This is a genomic window from Pantoea sp. M_10, from assembly GCF_008631515.1.
Lineage (GTDB): Bacteria > Pseudomonadota > Gammaproteobacteria > Enterobacterales > Enterobacteriaceae > Pantoea > Pantoea anthophila.
The window spans coordinates 410831-427454 of the sequence record NZ_VWUL01000004.1 but is presented as its reverse complement, the minus strand read 5'-3'; the positions used below and the strand labels follow the sequence as shown (position 1 = coordinate 427454).

Genomic DNA, 16624 nt, shown 5'->3' with positions numbered 1-16624 from the left:
AGCTCTTATGCAGGGGCTTTATGGATAACCGGCGACGGTTATCCATTTTTTTGTTCCGGATTCAGACCAGTGCCTCATTCCGGCTGAAAGAAACGCTCTTCCAGCAACTGACGCAACGGGTCGGACTGCCTGCCAAAAATCGCATGGACTTCCTGTCCCAGAATGACCACACCAATTGCCCCTGCCTTCTGTAATCCAGCCGTATCCACCGCCTTCAGTGAGGTCACCTTCACCCGCAGCCGGGTTATACAGGCGTCCACCTGCTGAATATTGTCACGCCCGCCAAAGCACTCGACAAGCCGCTCGAGTAGCGCGTTGTCTATTTCAACCTCCTGTGCCGTAATCGGCTGCCGACTGAAATATTGCTTAAACGATTTCAGACTCACCATGTTGTTCTCCTTCAGAGGATAAAAAGGCGGGCTGCTGCCCGCCACTTACGACTGATACACGAAAACGAGCGGGCCATGCCGTGACTGCCCGCAGAAGATAGCCTTTTCCTGCCCTCGGCCTCTAAAAAACCAGCCCTGCATCAACAGCAAAAACCCCACTCTTCCTGCAGAGAATGCCATCTCTTAAAGTGATGGGGGCATAGGCCCCCTGAGCCTGTGCTCTCCCTACTCCAGCGGTCGGCTCAACACACGGCATCCCCACGCTGCCAGCATCAGCGATCCTGTCATGGGTGTGCCATCAATCAAATCGCTCAGCCCGGCAGGCAATAACACCTGCTGCGTCTGGCCAGTAAAGTTCTGCACAAACAGAAACGCCTGTTCACCATCGGTACGCCGCTGAACGACCACCCCAGGTGGCAGCTCAATCGGCAGTGCGCGCGGTAATTCCAGCTGCTTAATCAGCGCACCATAAAAATCCCGATGGAACGACAGATCATTACGCGACGCGATATACCATGCTTTACCCTGCCCCACCCGATTTACGGTCACCGCTGGCGTTCCGGCATAAAAATCACTCTCGTAACTGGCCAGCGCCGTCGCCCCTTCCAGATGAATATGTTCGCAAAGCTCGCGCGCCTGATAAGGTCCGCTCAGCCCCAGCTCATTGCCACGTATCCCGCGCACGCCGTTGAACTCCTCATCCGTCAGACTATCGATCTCTTCTGACCAGATGCCGAGTAATGGCCGCAGCGGACCCGGGAATCCTCCGAGGTAACAGAGATCGCTCTCATTCACGATGCCGCTCCAGTAACTGGCGACAAAATGGCCGCCGCGCTCCACATGCTGCCTGGCCCGTGCTGCAAAACCATCACGCACCATATAGAGCATCGGCGCAATTACCAGATCGTAGCCGCTGAGTTCGCTGTCGCCGTTAATCAAATCCACCGCCACCCCCTGCTCCCAGAAGGCACGATAGTGTTCGTTCACCGTGCGCTCATAATGCAGGCCCAGATTGCGTGGTCCCTGCGCGTTATCCATCGCCCAGCGACTCTCCCAGTCAAAAATGATCGCGACGCGCGCCTCAACCCGACTGCCCATGACCGGCGTCATCGCTGCCAGCATCCGGCCCAGCTCTCTGACTTCACGCCCGGTGCGGGTATCAAGATGACCGACATGATCGACCACCGCACCATGAAACTTCTCAACTGAACCCCGACTCTTGCGCCACTGGAAATACTGCACCGCGTCCGCACCATGCGCCACTGCCTGCAGGGAAGAGAGAATATGCATCCCCGGCTTCTTCAGCTTACTGGTCGGCTGCCAGTTCGTTGCGCCTGGCGTCGACTCCATTAATACAAAGGGCTTGCCCTGTTTCAGGGTGCGCATCAAGTCGTGGTACATCGCGGTATAACAGGCAAGCGTGGTCTCATCCCTGACGTTGTGCCACATCGGATAGCTATCCCAGGAGATAAAATCGAGTGCTGATGCCAGCTTCCAGTAATCGTAGTCGTAGAAATACTCCATGAAATTGGTGGTCGCGGGCAGGTCAGGATTCGCCTGTCTGAGCGGTTTAATCTCCTCACGACAGAAGTCCGTCACCTGATCGGTCATAAACCGACGCCAGTCCAGATTCAGACCGTGGATCGACATTTCACCCTGCGGCGCTGGCGACACAATCTGTGACCAGTCACTGTAGGTATGACTCCAGAAATCACTCCACCAGGCGAGATTCAGATTATCCAGCGTCTCATAGCGGCGCTGCAGCCAGCCGCGAAAGGCCTGCTGACAGCGGTCGCAGTGACACTCCCCGCCATACTCGTTAGAGACATGCCAGCCGATCACCGCAGGATGATGCGCATAGCGCGCCGCCAGTCTGCTGTTTATCGCCTGCACCTTCTGACGATACACCGGTGAGGTCATACAGTGGTTATGACGGCCGCCATGCAGGGCGGGTATGCGATCGCGCCCCACACGCAGTACCTCCGGATAAGCCTGCGACATCCAGGCCGGGCGCGCTCCGCTGGGCGTGGCAAGAAACACAGATATTCCCTCCAGCCAGAGCGAATCGATCACTTCATCCAGCCAGCCAAATTCATAGCGTCCCTCTTCCGGCTCCAGCTTAGCCCAGCTGAAGATACCCACCGACATGACGTTACAGTTCGCCTGCTTCATCATCGCGACATCGTCATCAATAATGCCCGGCTGGTGCATCCACTGCTCCGGATTGTAGTCAGCACCATGCAGCAGCCGGTTAACCCGGGCGCTGAGCGGGGGAAATTTATTCATACCTGTTCCTCAGAGGAAGAGATCAGCGTCAACGCTGATAGTTAATTGAAAACCTGTAGCGAAGGCAGGGCCTTGCCGTGACAGTCAAACAGCGCCTGGTTCTCGCGGGCGTTACCCTGTTTCCATTCGTCGTGGATATATTTCATGCCTGCGGGCGTGGCCCAGGTATTACCCGGCGCGGGGATCCACGCCGGTTCCCAGTACACCACGCCCTTACCGCGATGATCCGGCACCGCCAGTACCGCTGTGATCAGGTCATGCAGATAAGCCGCCTGCCCTGCGACCGTGCCCGGATAACCGCCTGCCTGTGCCTCTCTGGCCTGGAAACTGTTCTCAGCGCTATCGCAGTTTTCCAGTGTGTAGCCATAGGCGGCTTCCACCACCATCACGTCTTTGTCGTAGCGCCGGGAGATGTCATCCATGTTTGCTTTCAGTGCACTGATGGGGCCGTTCCAGTAGGTGTACATCGACAGTCCGATCACATCGAACGGCACATCGCGCTTAACAATTTCGTCAAACCACCAGCGGAACATATCGTTTTTGGTGCCCTCAGCCAGATGCAGCATGATCTTCACCTGATGCGGATCGCTGAGGTTTTCACGCAGCCCCCTGATGCCTGCCTTGAGCAGGCCCGCCAGCCGATCAAACTCACCGCCGTTCTGGCCCCAGCTTTTGCCTTCCGGCCAGAGCATGCCGCCATTAAGCTCATTGCCAATCTGCACAATATCCGGCATCACGCCTTCTGCTTTGAAGCGGGCGAGGGTGTCGCGCGTGTAGTCATGCACCTTTACTTCCAGCTGGGGAAAGGTCAGCGACTGCCAGGCTTTAGGCTTGAACTGCTTGCCGGGGTCGGTCCAGAAGTCGCTGTAATGTATGTCGAGTAACAGCTTCAGACCTGCCGCTTTGACACGCTTCGCCAGCGCCAGCGTGGTCGGCAGATCGTTACCGCCTCCGCCATAGGTGTGACCGTTGTCATCGGTAGGATCGACCCACAACCGCAGCCGGATAGTGTTGATACCGCTGGCTTTCAGAATGGCGATAGCATCCTGCTGTTGATTCGCAGCGTTATAGAATTTCGCGCCCTGCTTCTCCAGTTCTGCCAGCGAAGAGATGTCCGCCCCTCTGATAAAATCGGCAGGCCACGGTCCGGCAGAGGCGATGTCTGGCTGTCCGGCGGCGAGCAGCGGCGTCGCCCAGGCCAGCGCCAGGGCGAGAAATAATCGTTTTGGTGACATGATTTATCCTTTTGTACTGCCTGAGGCGAGGCCGGAGACAAAGTATTTCTGCAGGGCCAGATAGAACACCGCGACCGGCAAGGCGATCAGTACGGCACCGGCCGCATAGGTGGTGTAGCTGGCACCCATTTTTTGCGACACCAGGTTGTAGAGGCCAATCGGCAGCGTGTACTGCTCCGGCGTGCGCAGAATGGTACTGGAGAGGATGAAATCGCCCAGCGGTCCGGTAAAGGAGAACAGCGCGACCACCGCCAGAATCGGCTTCGACAGCGGCATGATGATCTCTGCAAAGATGCGGAGATTGCCAGCACCATCCATACGTGCCGACTCATCCAGATCTTTGGGAATCGAGTCGAGATAGCCCTTCATCAGCCAGGTGTTCATCGGGATCATCCCGCCGACATAGATCAGCACCAGCGCCAGATGGCTGTTGATTAATCCCAGCAGCTGCGACAGGACGAAAATCGCGATGAGCGCCGAAAACTGCGGGATCATCTGCAGCAGCAGAAACAGCATCAGGCCATTCTGCCGCCCTTTAAAACGAAAGCGGGAAAAGGCGTAGGCGGTACAGCTGACGCTGATTAACGTCAGTACCATGGTCAGGAAGCTGATTTTCATCGAGTTCCAGTACCAGGTCAGATAAGGGACCGTGCCGTTGAACAGGTCGCGGTAGTGCTGCAGCGACGCATTCTCCGGAATGATCGCGCTGCTGAGCAGACTGTTGCCCGCATTCAGTGATGCGCCTACCGTCCAGACCAGCGGATAGATAATGATGGTCGTGACGGCCAGCACCACCAGCCAGGTCAGCGACAGGCGTATCCACCTTTCGCGTTTAATACTGCCGGACTTCGCCATAACTGCTCCCTTACACCATCTCATCTTGTTTAAACGACCGGGTCGCGCGGAACTGCCAGAGCGCCAGACCTACCACGAAAATCGACAGCAGAATGGTGATCGTGGCGGCGATGGCATATTGCGACGACGACATGGTGAGCTTGTAGATCCAAGACACCAGGATATCGGTGCCGCCGGCATTCGATCCCGCCACCGCCGGACCACCATTGTTAAACAGGTAGATGATGTTGAAATTATTAAAGTTGAAGGTGTATTGCGTGATGATGATCGGCGCAATGGCGTAGAGCACCAGCGGCAGCGTGATGGTTTTCAGTCGTGTCCAGGCGCTGGCCCCATCCATGATTGCCGCCTCATAGAGATCTTCAGGGATCGCCTGCAGCACTCCGGTCGTCATCGCAAACACAAACGGGAAGCCGAGCCAGGTCTGCATCATGATCAGCGCGGTTTTAGTCCAGAACGGGTCGGTCATCCAGGCTTTAGGTGCGATGCCAAAGAAGTCGAGAATCGCATTGTTGATTACGCCAAAGCTGTCATTAAACATCCCGGCAAATACCAGAATGGTGACAAAGCCCGGCACCGCCCAGGGCAGGATAAAGAGAGTGCGGATCAGCGGCTTAAAGCGCAGGTCCTTCTGATTGACCAGAATCGCCAGCATCACGCCGACGGTGCACTGCAGCGTGGTCGCCAGCAGCGTCCAGACCACGGTCCATTGCAGCACATCGAAGAAGGTGGAGCGCCAGATTGACAGCGTAAAAATGTTGATGAAGTTTTTGAAACCCACCCAGTCCACCAGCTTCGCCGGTGGCGTGTGATAGAGGTTGTAGTTGGTGAAGGCGATGGCGAATCCAAACAGAATGGGAAACACCACCACAAACACCAGCAGAATAAAGCCCGGCGAGATCATCAGATAGGGGAAGCCGTCACGCAGCAGCAGCTGATACTGCTGACGCACACTGTTAAGTGGCTCTCCCCTGTCGCGCTTAGCGCCATTGATCCAGGCGTCACGCACCGACAATCCCCAGATCGCCACGCCGAAAGCGGCTATCAGCACACTGATAATTCCCTCCGCCAGCAGGAAAATGGAGTTATCACGCGGCACCGCTTCACCCAGCGTGTAGAGACCCCAGAATCCTTCTCGCAGAAAATCATGGAAGATGCCGGCAAAGCTGCTGAGCAGAATCAGAAAGCAGACGCCTTTCGCCCACTGGCGGTGGTAAAACTGGCCGAAGCCAGGCAGCAGTGCCAGCAGTGCACCGGTCGTCGCATGACGACGCGGACGCCTGGCCGTCACCAGATGTTCCTCGGAAGATATAGCCACTCTCTGATCCTTATCCTGTAGGGTAATCCCGTGAACCGGCCTTACTGATTACTGGCCTGCATCGCTTCAATCTGCATGGTGATCTGTTTCACCGCGTTATCCAGCGCGGCTTTTGGCGCCTGCTTGCCGGAAACGCTCAGTTCCAGCGCCGCATTAGCCGGCCCCCACACTTCCTGCATTTCCGGCACGCCTGGCATGGCTGACGCGCGCGCTGACTGCACCGCGACCGCGTTGGCTTTCTCATCATCTTTAATCATCGGATCGTTCATCAGCGCAGTCACCGGCGGGATCTCTTGGGTTTTCTGATAGCGCGCTTTCACGTACTGCGGCTGGTTGATAAAGGAGAGGAACTTCTGTGCCAGCGCCTGATCTTTGCTCCAGGTCGATACCACATAGCCTTTAACGCCCAGGAAGGAGCTCATCGGCTTGCCGTTTAGCAGTAGCGGCAGTGGTGCCACGCCATAGTTTATCCCGGCCGCCTGATAAGGCTGGAACGCCCACGGCCCGTTGATCACCGCCGCCGCTTTCTTCTCGGTAAACAGCGAGTCGATTGCGTTAAGGCCGTTGTCGCCCATGATGCCGCCAGGCAACAATCCTTCGCTGAAGAAGCGCCTGAGATAGGTCACGGCCTCCACACTGCCCGGCGTGTTCAGTCCGATATCCTGAGTGTTGATCGCACCCTGTGCATTTTTACCAAAGATGTAAGCGCCCATCGGAGCCATCACGCCCCAGCTGTAGTAAATCTGGTCGAACTTCGCCAGCAGGCCATACTGTTTTGCCTCGCGCTGCTTCTGCGAGAACGCGCGATACTCATCCACGGTTTTCAGCGGCGCGGGCAGCAGATCTTTGTTGTAAATCAGCACCAGCGTTTCTACGGCTTTAGGTATGCCATAGACCACCTTATTCTGCGTGAAGGCCGCCATCGCCGAAGGGGTGTAAGCGCCCTGCTCTGCTGCGTCAATCTTCAGTGGGGCCAGTAATCCCTGCACGACCGCGCTGCCAAGCTGATCGTTAGGAATGACCAGAACATCAGGGCCGATTCCGGCCGGCCCGTCCAGGCGCAGCTTTTCAATCTGCTGTGCAAAAGGCATCTCCTGTACTTTCACATCAACATTGAACTGCTTCTGGAAATCAGCGACCGCTGCTTTGATGCCATCCGCTTTCTTAATATCTTCCCAGACTGTGAGTTGCTGAGCGGCCCAGACGGATTGATTCAGCATCAATGCTGACAGAAGTAGCGTCACGCTGGTTTTGATTTTCATTACTGGCCTCATGTGAAGGTATTACATTTAAAGTTATTTCCGCTGATCTAAACCTGACAATTTTGCAGATGGCAGGGAGTTGTCAGGCAAATTCAACGTGATTAACGTATCGCAATTTCGCTTACGCTACGCGGAACATCAGAAACGCTCCAGCCCCTTCGTGCCAATGTGTGATCGCTATTACAGAAATCAAAAACAGCGGTAGGGTGCCTCCTGGCGTAACGTTATAGTCATGGCAGGTAGCATCACGGCTGACATGTAAATCGACCATCTGGTATACGTATTACATTTAAGCCACCAGAACCATACCATGAGGATCAGCATGTCCAGCATCAGATTGAGAAATGTGACCAAACGCTTTGGTAAAACAGAAACGCTGAAAAACATCGCGCTTGATATTGAAGCCGGAGAGTTTGCGGTCTTCGTGGGTCCCTCAGGCTGCGGTAAATCCACCCTGCTGCGGCTGATTGCCGGGCTTGAAGAGATCAGTGACGGGGAGATCCTGATCGGTGAGGAGGTGATGAATGATGTCGCCCCCTCACATCGCGGCGTGGCAATGGTGTTTCAGTCCTACGCGCTCTATCCCCATATGACGGTGGCAGAAAATATTGGCTACGGCCTGAAGGTGAATGGGCTGCCAAAGGCGCAGATTGAGCATCAGGTCGCAACCGTTGCAAAGACGCTTCAGCTTGCGCACCTGCTGGATCGCAAACCCCGGCAGCTTTCCGGCGGCCAGCGTCAGCGCGTGGCCATTGGTCGTGCCATTGTGCGTAATCCCGGGGTATTTATGTTTGATGAGCCTTTGTCGAATCTGGATGCGGAGCTGCGCATCGATATGCGGCTGCACATTGCAAAACTGCATCAGGAGCTGAAAACCACAATGGTCTATGTCACGCATGATCAGACCGAAGCGATGACGCTGGCCGACAGGATTGTGGTGTTGAACGATGGCAAGGTGGAACAGGTCGGCCCACCGATGGAACTCTATTACAATCCGATTAACCGTTTTGTGGCGGGTTTCATCGGCTCACCCAGGATGAACTTTCTGCCCGCCCGCGTGGAACAGTGTGGCCCGGCGGGGCTGATCGCGTTGATCAATGGTGGGGAACACCGGTTGCAGCTTCCTTTACCTCTGCGCCAGCTGCAGCCTGGCGATGAAATCACGCTGGGCATCCGACCGGAACAGCTTCAGATCAACGGTGATGCGCCACTCAGCATCCACTTTCACTGCGAGGTCGTGGAACGTCTGGGCAACAACACCTGTCTGTTTGGGCAGAGCCACGGTTATGATGGTTTCAAAATGCTGCTGCCCGGGGACGTGCACTTCCATCCCTACCAGACCCTGCGTCCCACTTTCCATCCGCAGCACTGCATGGTGTTTGATGCTGACGGAGCACGTATCAGCGCAGATATCGAGATGCCACAGGTGCGCGCAGCCTGAGATCGCTGACTGATATGTCCGGGAAAAAAGGCCGGAAACGGCCTTTACTGCCGGAGCGGCCTATCCGGTCAGTCTGATGCGCCTCCTTACCCGGCGGAACAGGTTTCCGGTTAAACCGATCCCTCTTTCTCGATGACCAGCACGCGGGCAACGCCCTGGGGACGCGCAATATGCTCTGTTCCTTCACTGGCATAGAAAATATCGCCTGTATTCAGAACCCTGCTTTTAATCTCACCCTGTTCTTTATATTGCATTTCAACACACCCATCCATCACCGCAAAAACCTCCTGCCCATCGTTGATGTGCCACTTATAGGGCCGATCGGTCCAGTGAAGTTTCACGCTGGTATTGCCGAAGCTCGCGATGTGCTGAGCGTCCCAGGCCTTCGAACCGGTAAATTCTGTGCTGCGGTAAAAATTCATTTTATCTCCGGTAACAGACATACGTTTTCGTCATCGGCCTCATGAATAGCAGAGCAACAACATGGATTCCAGACTCATGCCCGCGCTTGTCCCGATCTGTCCCGATGTTGTCCGGTTAAGGCGGTATCAGGAGATCCGGTAGCCCCGATAAAGCCCGGTAAGTAGTGAGGTTTACCGCTTCCGGAATGATCACTGAATGAATCGCCTGGCCCGGATGCGATGGCAGGGATAATATTGACGTTGCGTCTCTGTTTCCCCCGACTGTCAGAAGGAGTGTCATGAATTCAGCAACCCTGCAAAACCTCTATCACGCTGCCAGTGAGAAAACGCTCGCGATGTGGGCGAAAAACGCGGGGATTGGGGAGATTAAGAAAGAGAGCTATTACGACCCGGTGAAGCTGGCCCTGGCAACCGGCATTCAGCCCGCCGTTCCCCCCGCGGTTTCACGTTTGCTGGATGAACTGAAACAGCTTACCCGGGATGACCCTCTGGCCGATACCTTGCCGGAGCGGGGTCTGCACTTTACCTTTTTACCTCTGACCCTGCCGCTCTATATTGAGCACGCACCTTTGCCGGAAAAAATAGCTGAACTCAGGGCGCTCTGGTCCGGTTTTCACGCGCAAAACATTGTTATCAGAGATCTTCGTTTAGTCGCGTTGCCGGGACAGCTGTTGCTGGCGGGCATCCCCGACGCGCCGGCAACAGACCTGCGTCACGCCTTCTGTGAAGAGGTTCTCAACTCCCGCTGGAAAGAAGAGTTGCTGATGCGTCACACCGGCAGCGCCCTGCCGGCCCCCTTCTGGCACTCGACCCTGCTGCGCTACGGCGCGGCTTATTTACCCGCGCCGCTGCGGCAGTTCTTTCTGGCCCGCCAGACCCTCGATTACGGAAAGGTGGAAGGCGAACTCATGCTGGCAGAGGTCAACTACAACTGGACAACCTGTTATCCTTTGCAGGATTAATTGCGCGATCAGAATCAGCTCATTCATTCAGGAAAGAAGATGTCTCTGGCAAAGAAAGATTTCACCCACATCCCCTCTCATCCGTCAGTCAGACCATGAATCGTCAGCTGTTTGTTTCTCTGGATGGCCCCAAAGGTGCCGGTAAAACGACCCTGCTGGAAGCGATCACGGCACGGTTAAGGGCAGACAACCGAAAGGTGGTCCGGCTTTGCGAGAAAAAAAGCGATCCTGACAGAGCGCAGACCATGGCGCTGGTTAACCGGCTCGCCAGAGATCCCTCTGTGGATCTGGAACGGGAAGTTTGTGAGCGCTTAGCGGCCAGCCGTGCGTGGATTTCCCGCAACGTGCTGACCCGCCAGCCGCCCGGCAGCATTATCCTGATGGATCGCTGGTATCCCTCCGACGCGGCCTTTCGCCGGCGGATCCCGTTTGCAGAGATTTTGCAGATGAACCACGCGCAGGACGTGCGCATACCGGACCTGCATGTCGGCGTGGTCACCGCGCCTGAGATTTCATGGTCACGGGCCGCAGCACGCTCCCGGGGGCTGGGAAGCACGGTCCTTCACAGGCTGGAAGAGCATGCCGAATGCACGCGGGCGTTCGAGCGTGAAATTGCCCGCACCGGCTGGGTTTTATGCCGTAATGAAGGCACGCTGGATGAAGCCGCCATGCAGGTCACGGCTGAGATAATCCGGGTGATTTAATCTGAAATCCTTATCGCCTGCTGGCAAGGCGGTAAAGAGAATAGCGACCTCTGCCCGCGAAATTTGTCTGAAATCAATCTTCGTCAGGTTACCGCTGGCACTGCGATCCTGCTTTCCCTTATAAAATTCCTTTATTTTTCTATAGGGCACAGGGAATTGCGCTACGCATCACTACCTTTTAATCATAATGAACCGGGCTGGCCTGCGGGCGGGCACGCTTATGCACCGCAACCGGCTCTGCGAGGCGATATCACGGCAGACTGGGTTATCGTCGGCGCGGGGTTCGCCGGTGTCGCTTTTGCGCGCCGCCTGGCAGAAATTAAACCTGAGCTGAAAATCGTTATTGTCGATGCCTGTACCACAAGGGAGAGCGCATCGGCGCGCAATTCAGGGTTTGTTATCGGACTGCCCCACAATATTGGCAGCTCCACGGCGGAGTTAAAAAAGGCGAATGCTTACCGGAATCTGCTCCAGGAAGGCATCCGGCAGCTCGAGCAGGAGATTTCGCAGCATAACCTTCAGTGCGACTGGGAGAAGGTGGGGAAATATCACTGTCAGGCGGAACGGGGCAACGATCGTATTTTAAATGAATACAGCCGCCATCTCGATCTCATGGATGAACCCTGGACGCTGGCTTACAGCGATGAGCTGTACCATAAACTCGGTACGCGCTTTTACAGCAAAGGGATCTTTACGCCGGGCTGTGTGCTGGTTAATCCGGCGCAGCTGATTGCCGGCCTGCACCATCATTTACCGGAAAATGTTCAGCGCTTCGAAAATACACCCGTACTGGGAATTCGTACCGGCAGTCTGGCGGAGGTGGTGACCCCTTTTGGCACAATCAGAACAGCTCAGCTCATGCTGGCGACCAACGCGTTATCGCCAGAACTGCGCCCTGGCCTGGCCCGTCAGGCCGCTATGGCCACCTTCGCCAGCATCACCGAACCGCTGACAGACGCGCAACTGGCGACGCTGCCCCCGATGCAGAGCTGGGGCATCACGCCGGTGAATGCCATTGCCGGGGCCACCTTTCGTTTCACCTCCGACCGCCGTTTTCTGATTCGCCAGCACGTTATTCCCGCGCTTCGGGGACAGGTCACTGCGGCACAAACCCATCAGGCGACGCAACACCATCAGCGCCTGTTCAGCAAACTCTATCCCACCCTGAACAGCGTGAAGATCACACACACCTGGTCCGGCACCCTGAGCGTGACACGCAACGGCGCACCGCAATGGGGTGCGTTGAACCGATTTATCTGCACGGCAGGCGGCTGTAACGGCGCGGGCGTATCGAAACAGACCGTGGCGGGTTCGCTGCTGGCTGACTTCATGCTGAAGCAGGATAACCCGCACCTTGCGGATATGCTGTCGCTGGGCCAGGCCATTTTCATGCCGCCCTCGCCCGTGCTGGATATCGGCATTGCTCTTTCGCTGATGAAAGAGCGTTTCCTGGGACGTAAAGAGAACTGATCACAGTGCCGCTGGCAGGATCGTGTGACGAGAACTTTCCGCTATCCGGGAATGCGGGCAATGACCTTGATCTCAAAATCGAACCCCGCCAGCCAGGTCACGCCGACAGCGGTCCAGTTGGGATAAGGCGGTTGCGGAAAGATGGATGCTTTGACCTGCATGATCGTCGCAAACTGATTTTCAGGATCGGTGTGAAATGTGGTGACGTCGATCAAATCATCAAAGGTGCATCCTGCCGCCGCCAGCGTCGCCGCCAGATTGTCAAATGCGAGGGCGACCTGGGCCGCGAAATCAGGTTCCGGCGTGCCGTCAGCCCGGCTGCCGACCTGACCGGAGACAAACAACAGATCGCCTGAGCGGATTGCCGCTGAATAGCCATGCTGCTGATAAAGTGCGTGTCGGTGAGCGGGAAAAATGGGTTCGCGCGTGATCATCGTGTTTCCTCGGGTTACGGAATGAATGCAGGATGCGGCACAAACCGGAATGATTTAATATACGCCGCGTATGTCACATTAATAATACATACGCTCCGTATGTCAAATAATATACGCGGCGTATGTGATCTGGAGGAGTTTATGGCAGCCAGTCGCGCTGAAACGATGGAAGCAAACCGTGCAAAACTGATCGCAGCAGCACGGAAAGCCTTTGCTGAAAAGGGCTTTGCCGGGGCCTCAATGGATGAACTGACGGCGAGCGTCGGGCTGACGCGCGGCGCGCTCTATCACAATTTTGGCGACAAAACAGGGCTGCTGGCAGCGGTGGTGGCGCAGGTCGATGGGGAAATGGCGCAGCGGGCTCAGGCGGCGGCCGCTTCGGTAACGGATGAGTGGGAAAGGCTGATCGCCGAAGGGATCGCCTACATTCGTCTGGCGATGGATGCCGAAGTCCAGCGCATCGTGTTGCGGGATGGCCCGGCTTTCCTGGGCGATCCTGCACAGTGGCCCAGCCAGAACAGCTGCCTGGCGGCCACACGGGAACGTCTCGTCAGGCTGATTGAAAGCGGTGCGGTTAAGCCGGTCGATGCCGACGCCGCCGCACATCTGCTTAACAGCAGCGCCCTCAATGCTGCACTCTGGGTTGCAGCCAGCAGCAACCCGGAAAAGGCGCTCCCAGAGATGCTTGAAGCCTTCACGCTACTGGCAGGCGGCCTGCGCCATCAGGCGGTTAAGACCTGAGGCGTTATCCGTCGTGACGCGAATCCTGCTGAGCGGCTGCCGCCCGTCGCTGAACAACGCGTTCCGGCGGGGATATTCAGGCTTGCGTCGGCAGCGGAATCAGGCCGCTCTCCTCATAGGTCGCCATCAGATGATCGAACAGGGTAATATCCTGCCGCGTGCGGGCAATTAACTGCGCACCGGCAACCGCGGTATAGATGGCCAGCGCACGCTGCGCGTTTTTTTGTGCGTCATCGGGCGTCATTTCATTCAGCACCTGATGCAACCATGCCACATTCGCGTCGACGAAACACTGCACCTCACGCTTCACTTCTTCAGGCAAATCATCATATTCAGCCGCCATGAAGCTGGATAAACAGAGCCTGTTGGCGTCAGCCAGAGAACGCCGGAAAATTTGCGGATAGTGCTTCAGGGCTTCAGCGGGAGAGGCACTTTGCTCCCGGATGGTCTGTAAAGCCTGTGCAGTATCCTGCCAGTAGCGATTTGCCACAGCCGCGCCAAGGTCTGCCTTACTGGCGAAGTGATAATAGATACTGGCATTTTTGATGCCGACTTCGTCAGCAATGGTGCGGAAATTTATCCCGTTGTAACCATGATTCTGCGCAGCACGCTTTGCGGCTGCCAGGATGGCCTCACGCGCATTCAAGCTCATAACGCTGTTTTCCTCTGAAACGTGAGGAGGAAGTATAGGGAAAAAATTTTTACCTGCCAACTGGTAGACAGATGTTGACAGGCCGCATTTCCCTGGCCACAATTCACCTACCATTTGACAGGTAGGTAAATAAATCATGACTTCTTCAGACGCTGCATCACACGTTTCAACTCAACCTTCGATGAAAATTTACGACTGGTATGACGGCCCCTATCCTGCCCGGGTCAGAATAGCCCTGGCGGAAAAAGGGCTGCTTTCTCAGGTCGAATTTATTCCGGTCAATCTCTGGAAAGGGGAACATAAAAAGGCGGATTTTTTAGCCATCAACTACTCAGGCACACTGCCGGTGTTAGAACTGAGTGATGGGACGCTGATCGCGGAATGTACGGCAATCACGCAATATCTGGATCGGCAGGATCAACATCCCCTTCTGACGGGTGTGACCCCGCTGGAACAGGGGGTGATTCATATGATGACTAAACGGGCCGAGATTGAATTTCTGGATGCGGTAAGCGTCTATTTCCATCATGCCACCGCAGGTCTGGGACCCGAGGTTGAGCTTTATCAGAATCCGGAATGGGGTGCGAAGATGGGCGAAAAAGCGCTCAGGGGCATGCACTACTTTGACCGCGTTTTACGCTCACAGCCCTATGTGGCGGGCAACACCTTCTCAATGGCCGATATTGCCGTCACCGGTGGAATGATATTCGCCGCCCTGGTGAATCTGGCTATTCCGGAGGAGTGTGAGGCGCTGAAAGCGTGGTACCTGAAGATCCAGCAGCGTCCCAGCTATCAGCAGTGGCAGGCCATGGTAGACGCAGGCCGTCCCGGCGCAGAAGCCTAGTCCCGGGTCAGATCGAGGCGGGAGCGGTTTGTCTGAATGAAACCTTCCCGTTCGCTGCTGTAACAATCCCCGGCGTTCGCCCGGGGATTGCTGACATTCTTAAGGTGTCGTTCGCGCTGCGCGGCCCTGCCTGCCTCAGCCTGCCTGACCGGTGTTACGCTCAAAGTGACTGTTCACAAAGGCGCGGCAGCGTGGCGAAATGGGATCGAGGAACACCTGTTCCGGCGAACCTGACTCCTCGATGATCCCCTGATGCAGAAACACCGCCTTGTTCGACACGTCACGCGCAAAGCCCATCTCATGCGTGACGATAATCATGGTGCGCCCCTCTTCCGCCAGGCCGCGGATCACCCGCAGGACTTCGCCCACCAGCTCCGGATCCAGCGCCGAGGTCGGCTCATCGAACAGAATCGCTTTCGGCTGCTGCGCCAGCGCCCGCGCAATGGCCACACGCTGCTGCTGTCCGCCGGAGAGCTGAGAGGGCCAGGCGTCGCGCTTTGCATACAGCCCGACCTTGTGCAGCAGCGCTTCCGCCTCTTCGACAGCCTCGCGGTGGCTGCGCTTCTGCACATGAACCGGGGCTTCAATAATGTTCTGCATCACGGTTTTATGCGGCCACAGATTAAAGCTCTGAAACACAAAGCCGAGCTGCATGCGCATCAGCTTAATACGCCGACGCTGCTCCCGGTTCAGTTTTTCATCGGCGTTATCCAGCGTGACGCTGACTTCGCCTACCGCTATCTCACCGGCCTGAGGCACTTCAAGAAACGGGATGCAGCGCAACAGCGTACTTTTGCCCGATCCGCTGGCACCAATCAGCGAAATCACGTCGCCATCCTGGGCAGTCAGACTGATGTCGTGCAGCACTTCGTGTCCCGCATAACTCTTTCTGAGATGGCTCAGCATAATCGTGGGGGCCGTCATGAGCGTGCTCCAAAGTAGTAAGGTGACAGGCGTCGTTCCAGCATTGATACGCCTTTGCTGACCAGCATGGTCAGTATCAGGTAGATCACCGCCGCGCTCAGGAATACCTCCAGCGCCCGGAACGTGGAAGAGACGATGGAATCCGCAATGCCGGTCATCTCCATCAGGCTGATGGTGCTGACCAGCGAGGTCGCCTTGATCATAGAGATGATTTCATTGCTGTAAGCCGGAAGCGCCTGACGGATCGCAATCGGCAGGGTGATGCGGGTAAAGATTTTGTACGACGACATGCCCGACACCCTGGCGGCTTCCAGTGACTGCGAGCTGACAGCCCGCAACCCGCCGCGCAGGATCTCCGAGGTATAGGCGGCATCATTGAGGATCAGCGCCAGCAAGCCGCACCAGTAAGGATCGCGCAGCAGCGGCCAGAACAGGCTCTCCCGCACCGCCGGTAAACTGCCGAGTCCGTAGTAGACCATAAAGATCTGGATCAGCAACGGCGTGCCGCGAAACAGCCAGACATAAAAGCGGCAGAACAGGCTGCCGACTCGCGTCATACGCAGCAGATTAAGCAGCAGGGCCAGCACGCCCCCTCCCAGCAGCGACAGCAGCGCCAGGTTGATGGTCAGCGGCAATCCCTTCAGCAGCGCCAGCAGCGTCTGCTGTAAAAAGTTGATATCCACGT

General features: G+C 56.4%; 17 protein-coding genes. 6 read left to right on the top strand and 11 right to left on the bottom strand.

Features of this window, described 5'->3' with window-relative positions:
- Window positions 1–74: 74 nt before the first annotated feature.
- The 6 genes from F3I47_RS14510 to F3I47_RS14485 all read right to left on the bottom strand — a co-directional run bounded on the left by F3I47_RS14510 (window position 75) and on the right by F3I47_RS14485 (window position 7345).
- Window positions 75–389: a glucose PTS transporter subunit EIIB gene (locus F3I47_RS14510; RefSeq protein ID WP_046102864.1), complete on the bottom strand. Its 315-nt coding sequence runs from the start codon at window positions 387–389 to the stop codon at window positions 75–77.
- A gap of 225 nt (window positions 390–614) precedes the next feature.
- Window positions 615–2675, bottom strand: a complete 2061-nt coding sequence (locus F3I47_RS14505) for a beta-galactosidase (protein ID WP_150029270.1) — start codon at window positions 2673–2675, stop codon at window positions 615–617.
- A 41-nt stretch (window positions 2676–2716) separates the two neighbouring features.
- Window positions 2717–3910 (bottom strand): arabinogalactan endo-beta-1,4-galactanase, encoded by a 1194-nt coding sequence (locus F3I47_RS14500; RefSeq protein WP_150029269.1) that lies wholly within the window; start codon window positions 3908–3910, stop codon window positions 2717–2719.
- Between the two features lie 3 nt (window positions 3911–3913).
- Entirely contained in the window at window positions 3914–4765 is an 852-nt protein-coding gene (locus tag F3I47_RS14495) for a sugar ABC transporter permease (RefSeq protein ID WP_150029268.1), read from the bottom strand.
- Between the two features lie 10 nt (window positions 4766–4775).
- Window positions 4776–6083 (bottom strand): carbohydrate ABC transporter permease, encoded by a 1308-nt coding sequence (locus tag F3I47_RS14490; protein WP_111207194.1) that lies wholly within the window; start codon window positions 6081–6083, stop codon window positions 4776–4778.
- A gap of 41 nt (window positions 6084–6124) precedes the next feature.
- Window positions 6125–7345: an extracellular solute-binding protein gene (locus F3I47_RS14485; RefSeq protein ID WP_150029267.1), complete on the bottom strand. Its 1221-nt coding sequence runs from the start codon at window positions 7343–7345 to the stop codon at window positions 6125–6127.
- Between the two features lie 322 nt (window positions 7346–7667).
- Here F3I47_RS14485 and F3I47_RS14480 point away from each other — a divergent pair, with 322 nt between their 5' ends.
- Window positions 7668–8786 (top strand): ABC transporter ATP-binding protein, encoded by a 1119-nt coding sequence (locus tag F3I47_RS14480; RefSeq protein ID WP_150029266.1) that lies wholly within the window; start codon window positions 7668–7670, stop codon window positions 8784–8786.
- A 110-nt stretch (window positions 8787–8896) separates the two neighbouring features.
- On the opposite strand, the gene F3I47_RS14475 is transcribed toward F3I47_RS14480, so the two are convergent.
- On the bottom strand, window positions 8897–9208 hold the full coding sequence (locus F3I47_RS14475) for a cupin (protein ID WP_046102857.1): 312 nt from the start codon (window positions 9206–9208) through the stop codon (window positions 8897–8899).
- A 278-nt stretch (window positions 9209–9486) separates the two neighbouring features.
- Between F3I47_RS14475 and F3I47_RS14470 the strand changes: the two genes are divergently transcribed.
- The 3 genes from F3I47_RS14470 to F3I47_RS14460 all read left to right on the top strand — a co-directional run bounded on the left by F3I47_RS14470 (window position 9487) and on the right by F3I47_RS14460 (window position 12344).
- Window positions 9487–10170 carry a hypothetical protein gene (locus tag F3I47_RS14470; RefSeq protein WP_150029265.1) on the top strand — a complete coding sequence of 228 codons (684 nt, stop codon included), beginning with the start codon at window positions 9487–9489 and terminating at the stop codon, window positions 10168–10170.
- 95 nt (window positions 10171–10265) lie between these two features.
- Complete coding sequence (locus F3I47_RS14465) at window positions 10266–10874, top strand: dTMP kinase (protein WP_150029264.1); 609 nt, start codon at window positions 10266–10268, stop codon at window positions 10872–10874.
- A 156-nt stretch (window positions 10875–11030) separates the two neighbouring features.
- A complete protein-coding gene (locus tag F3I47_RS14460; RefSeq protein WP_150029263.1) occupies window positions 11031–12344 on the top strand; it encodes an FAD-binding oxidoreductase in 1314 nt (437 codons plus the stop codon).
- A gap of 41 nt (window positions 12345–12385) precedes the next feature.
- Here F3I47_RS14460 and F3I47_RS14455 read toward each other — a convergent pair whose 3' ends face one another.
- The gene (locus tag F3I47_RS14455) at window positions 12386–12778 is read right to left on the bottom strand and encodes a RidA family protein (RefSeq protein ID WP_046102853.1); all 393 of its coding nucleotides are present in this window, start codon (window positions 12776–12778) and stop codon (window positions 12386–12388) included.
- 141 nt (window positions 12779–12919) lie between these two features.
- Between F3I47_RS14455 and F3I47_RS14450 the strand changes: the two genes are divergently transcribed.
- A complete protein-coding gene (locus tag F3I47_RS14450; RefSeq protein ID WP_046102852.1) occupies window positions 12920–13519 on the top strand; it encodes a TetR/AcrR family transcriptional regulator in 600 nt (199 codons plus the stop codon).
- Between the two features lie 76 nt (window positions 13520–13595).
- On the opposite strand, the gene F3I47_RS14445 is transcribed toward F3I47_RS14450, so the two are convergent.
- The gene (locus F3I47_RS14445) at window positions 13596–14171 is read right to left on the bottom strand and encodes a TetR/AcrR family transcriptional regulator (protein ID WP_140029268.1); all 576 of its coding nucleotides are present in this window, start codon (window positions 14169–14171) and stop codon (window positions 13596–13598) included.
- Between the two features lie 181 nt (window positions 14172–14352).
- On the opposite strand from F3I47_RS14445, the gene F3I47_RS14440 reads away from it, so the two are divergent.
- Window positions 14353–15015, top strand: coding sequence for a glutathione S-transferase (locus tag F3I47_RS14440; protein WP_111207201.1), 663 nt, complete (start codon window positions 14353–14355; stop codon window positions 15013–15015).
- Window positions 15016–15150: 135 nt separating this feature from the next.
- On the opposite strand, the gene F3I47_RS14435 is transcribed toward F3I47_RS14440, so the two are convergent.
- Complete coding sequence (locus tag F3I47_RS14435) at window positions 15151–15939, bottom strand: ABC transporter ATP-binding protein (protein ID WP_058957239.1); 789 nt, start codon at window positions 15937–15939, stop codon at window positions 15151–15153.
- Window positions 15936–16622: an ABC transporter permease gene (locus F3I47_RS14430; RefSeq protein ID WP_046102848.1), complete on the bottom strand. Its 687-nt coding sequence runs from the start codon at window positions 16620–16622 to the stop codon at window positions 15936–15938. Before F3I47_RS14430 ends, F3I47_RS14435 begins: the two co-directional genes overlap by 4 nt.
- Window positions 16623–16624 lie beyond the last annotated feature (2 nt).

Coding starts and splice junctions, on each gene's coding strand:
- F3I47_RS14510 (WP_046102864.1), bottom strand. CDS start 389: ATGGTGAGTCTGAAATCGTTTAAGCAATATTTCAGTCGGCAGCCGATT.
- F3I47_RS14505 (WP_150029270.1), bottom strand. CDS start 2,675: ATGAATAAATTTCCCCCGCTCAGCGCCCGGGTTAACCGGCTGCTGCAT.
- F3I47_RS14500 (WP_150029269.1), bottom strand. CDS start 3,910: ATGTCACCAAAACGATTATTTCTCGCCCTGGCGCTGGCCTGGGCGACG.
- F3I47_RS14495 (WP_150029268.1), bottom strand. CDS start 4,765: ATGGCGAAGTCCGGCAGTATTAAACGCGAAAGGTGGATACGCCTGTCG.
- F3I47_RS14485 (WP_150029267.1), bottom strand. CDS start 7,345: ATGAAAATCAAAACCAGCGTGACGCTACTTCTGTCAGCATTGATGCTG.
- F3I47_RS14480 (WP_150029266.1), top strand. CDS start 7,668: ATGTCCAGCATCAGATTGAGAAATGTGACCAAACGCTTTGGTAAAACA.
- F3I47_RS14475 (WP_046102857.1), bottom strand. CDS start 9,208: ATGAATTTTTACCGCAGCACAGAATTTACCGGTTCGAAGGCCTGGGAC.
- F3I47_RS14470 (WP_150029265.1), top strand. CDS start 9,487: ATGAATTCAGCAACCCTGCAAAACCTCTATCACGCTGCCAGTGAGAAA.
- F3I47_RS14465 (WP_150029264.1), top strand. CDS start 10,266: ATGAATCGTCAGCTGTTTGTTTCTCTGGATGGCCCCAAAGGTGCCGGT.
- F3I47_RS14455 (WP_046102853.1), bottom strand. CDS start 12,778: ATGATCACGCGCGAACCCATTTTTCCCGCTCACCGACACGCACTTTAT.
- F3I47_RS14450 (WP_046102852.1), top strand. CDS start 12,920: ATGGCAGCCAGTCGCGCTGAAACGATGGAAGCAAACCGTGCAAAACTG.
- F3I47_RS14445 (WP_140029268.1), bottom strand. CDS start 14,171: ATGAGCTTGAATGCGCGTGAGGCCATCCTGGCAGCCGCAAAGCGTGCT.
- F3I47_RS14440 (WP_111207201.1), top strand. CDS start 14,353: ATGAAAATTTACGACTGGTATGACGGCCCCTATCCTGCCCGGGTCAGA.
- F3I47_RS14435 (WP_058957239.1), bottom strand. CDS start 15,939: ATGACGGCCCCCACGATTATGCTGAGCCATCTCAGAAAGAGTTATGCG.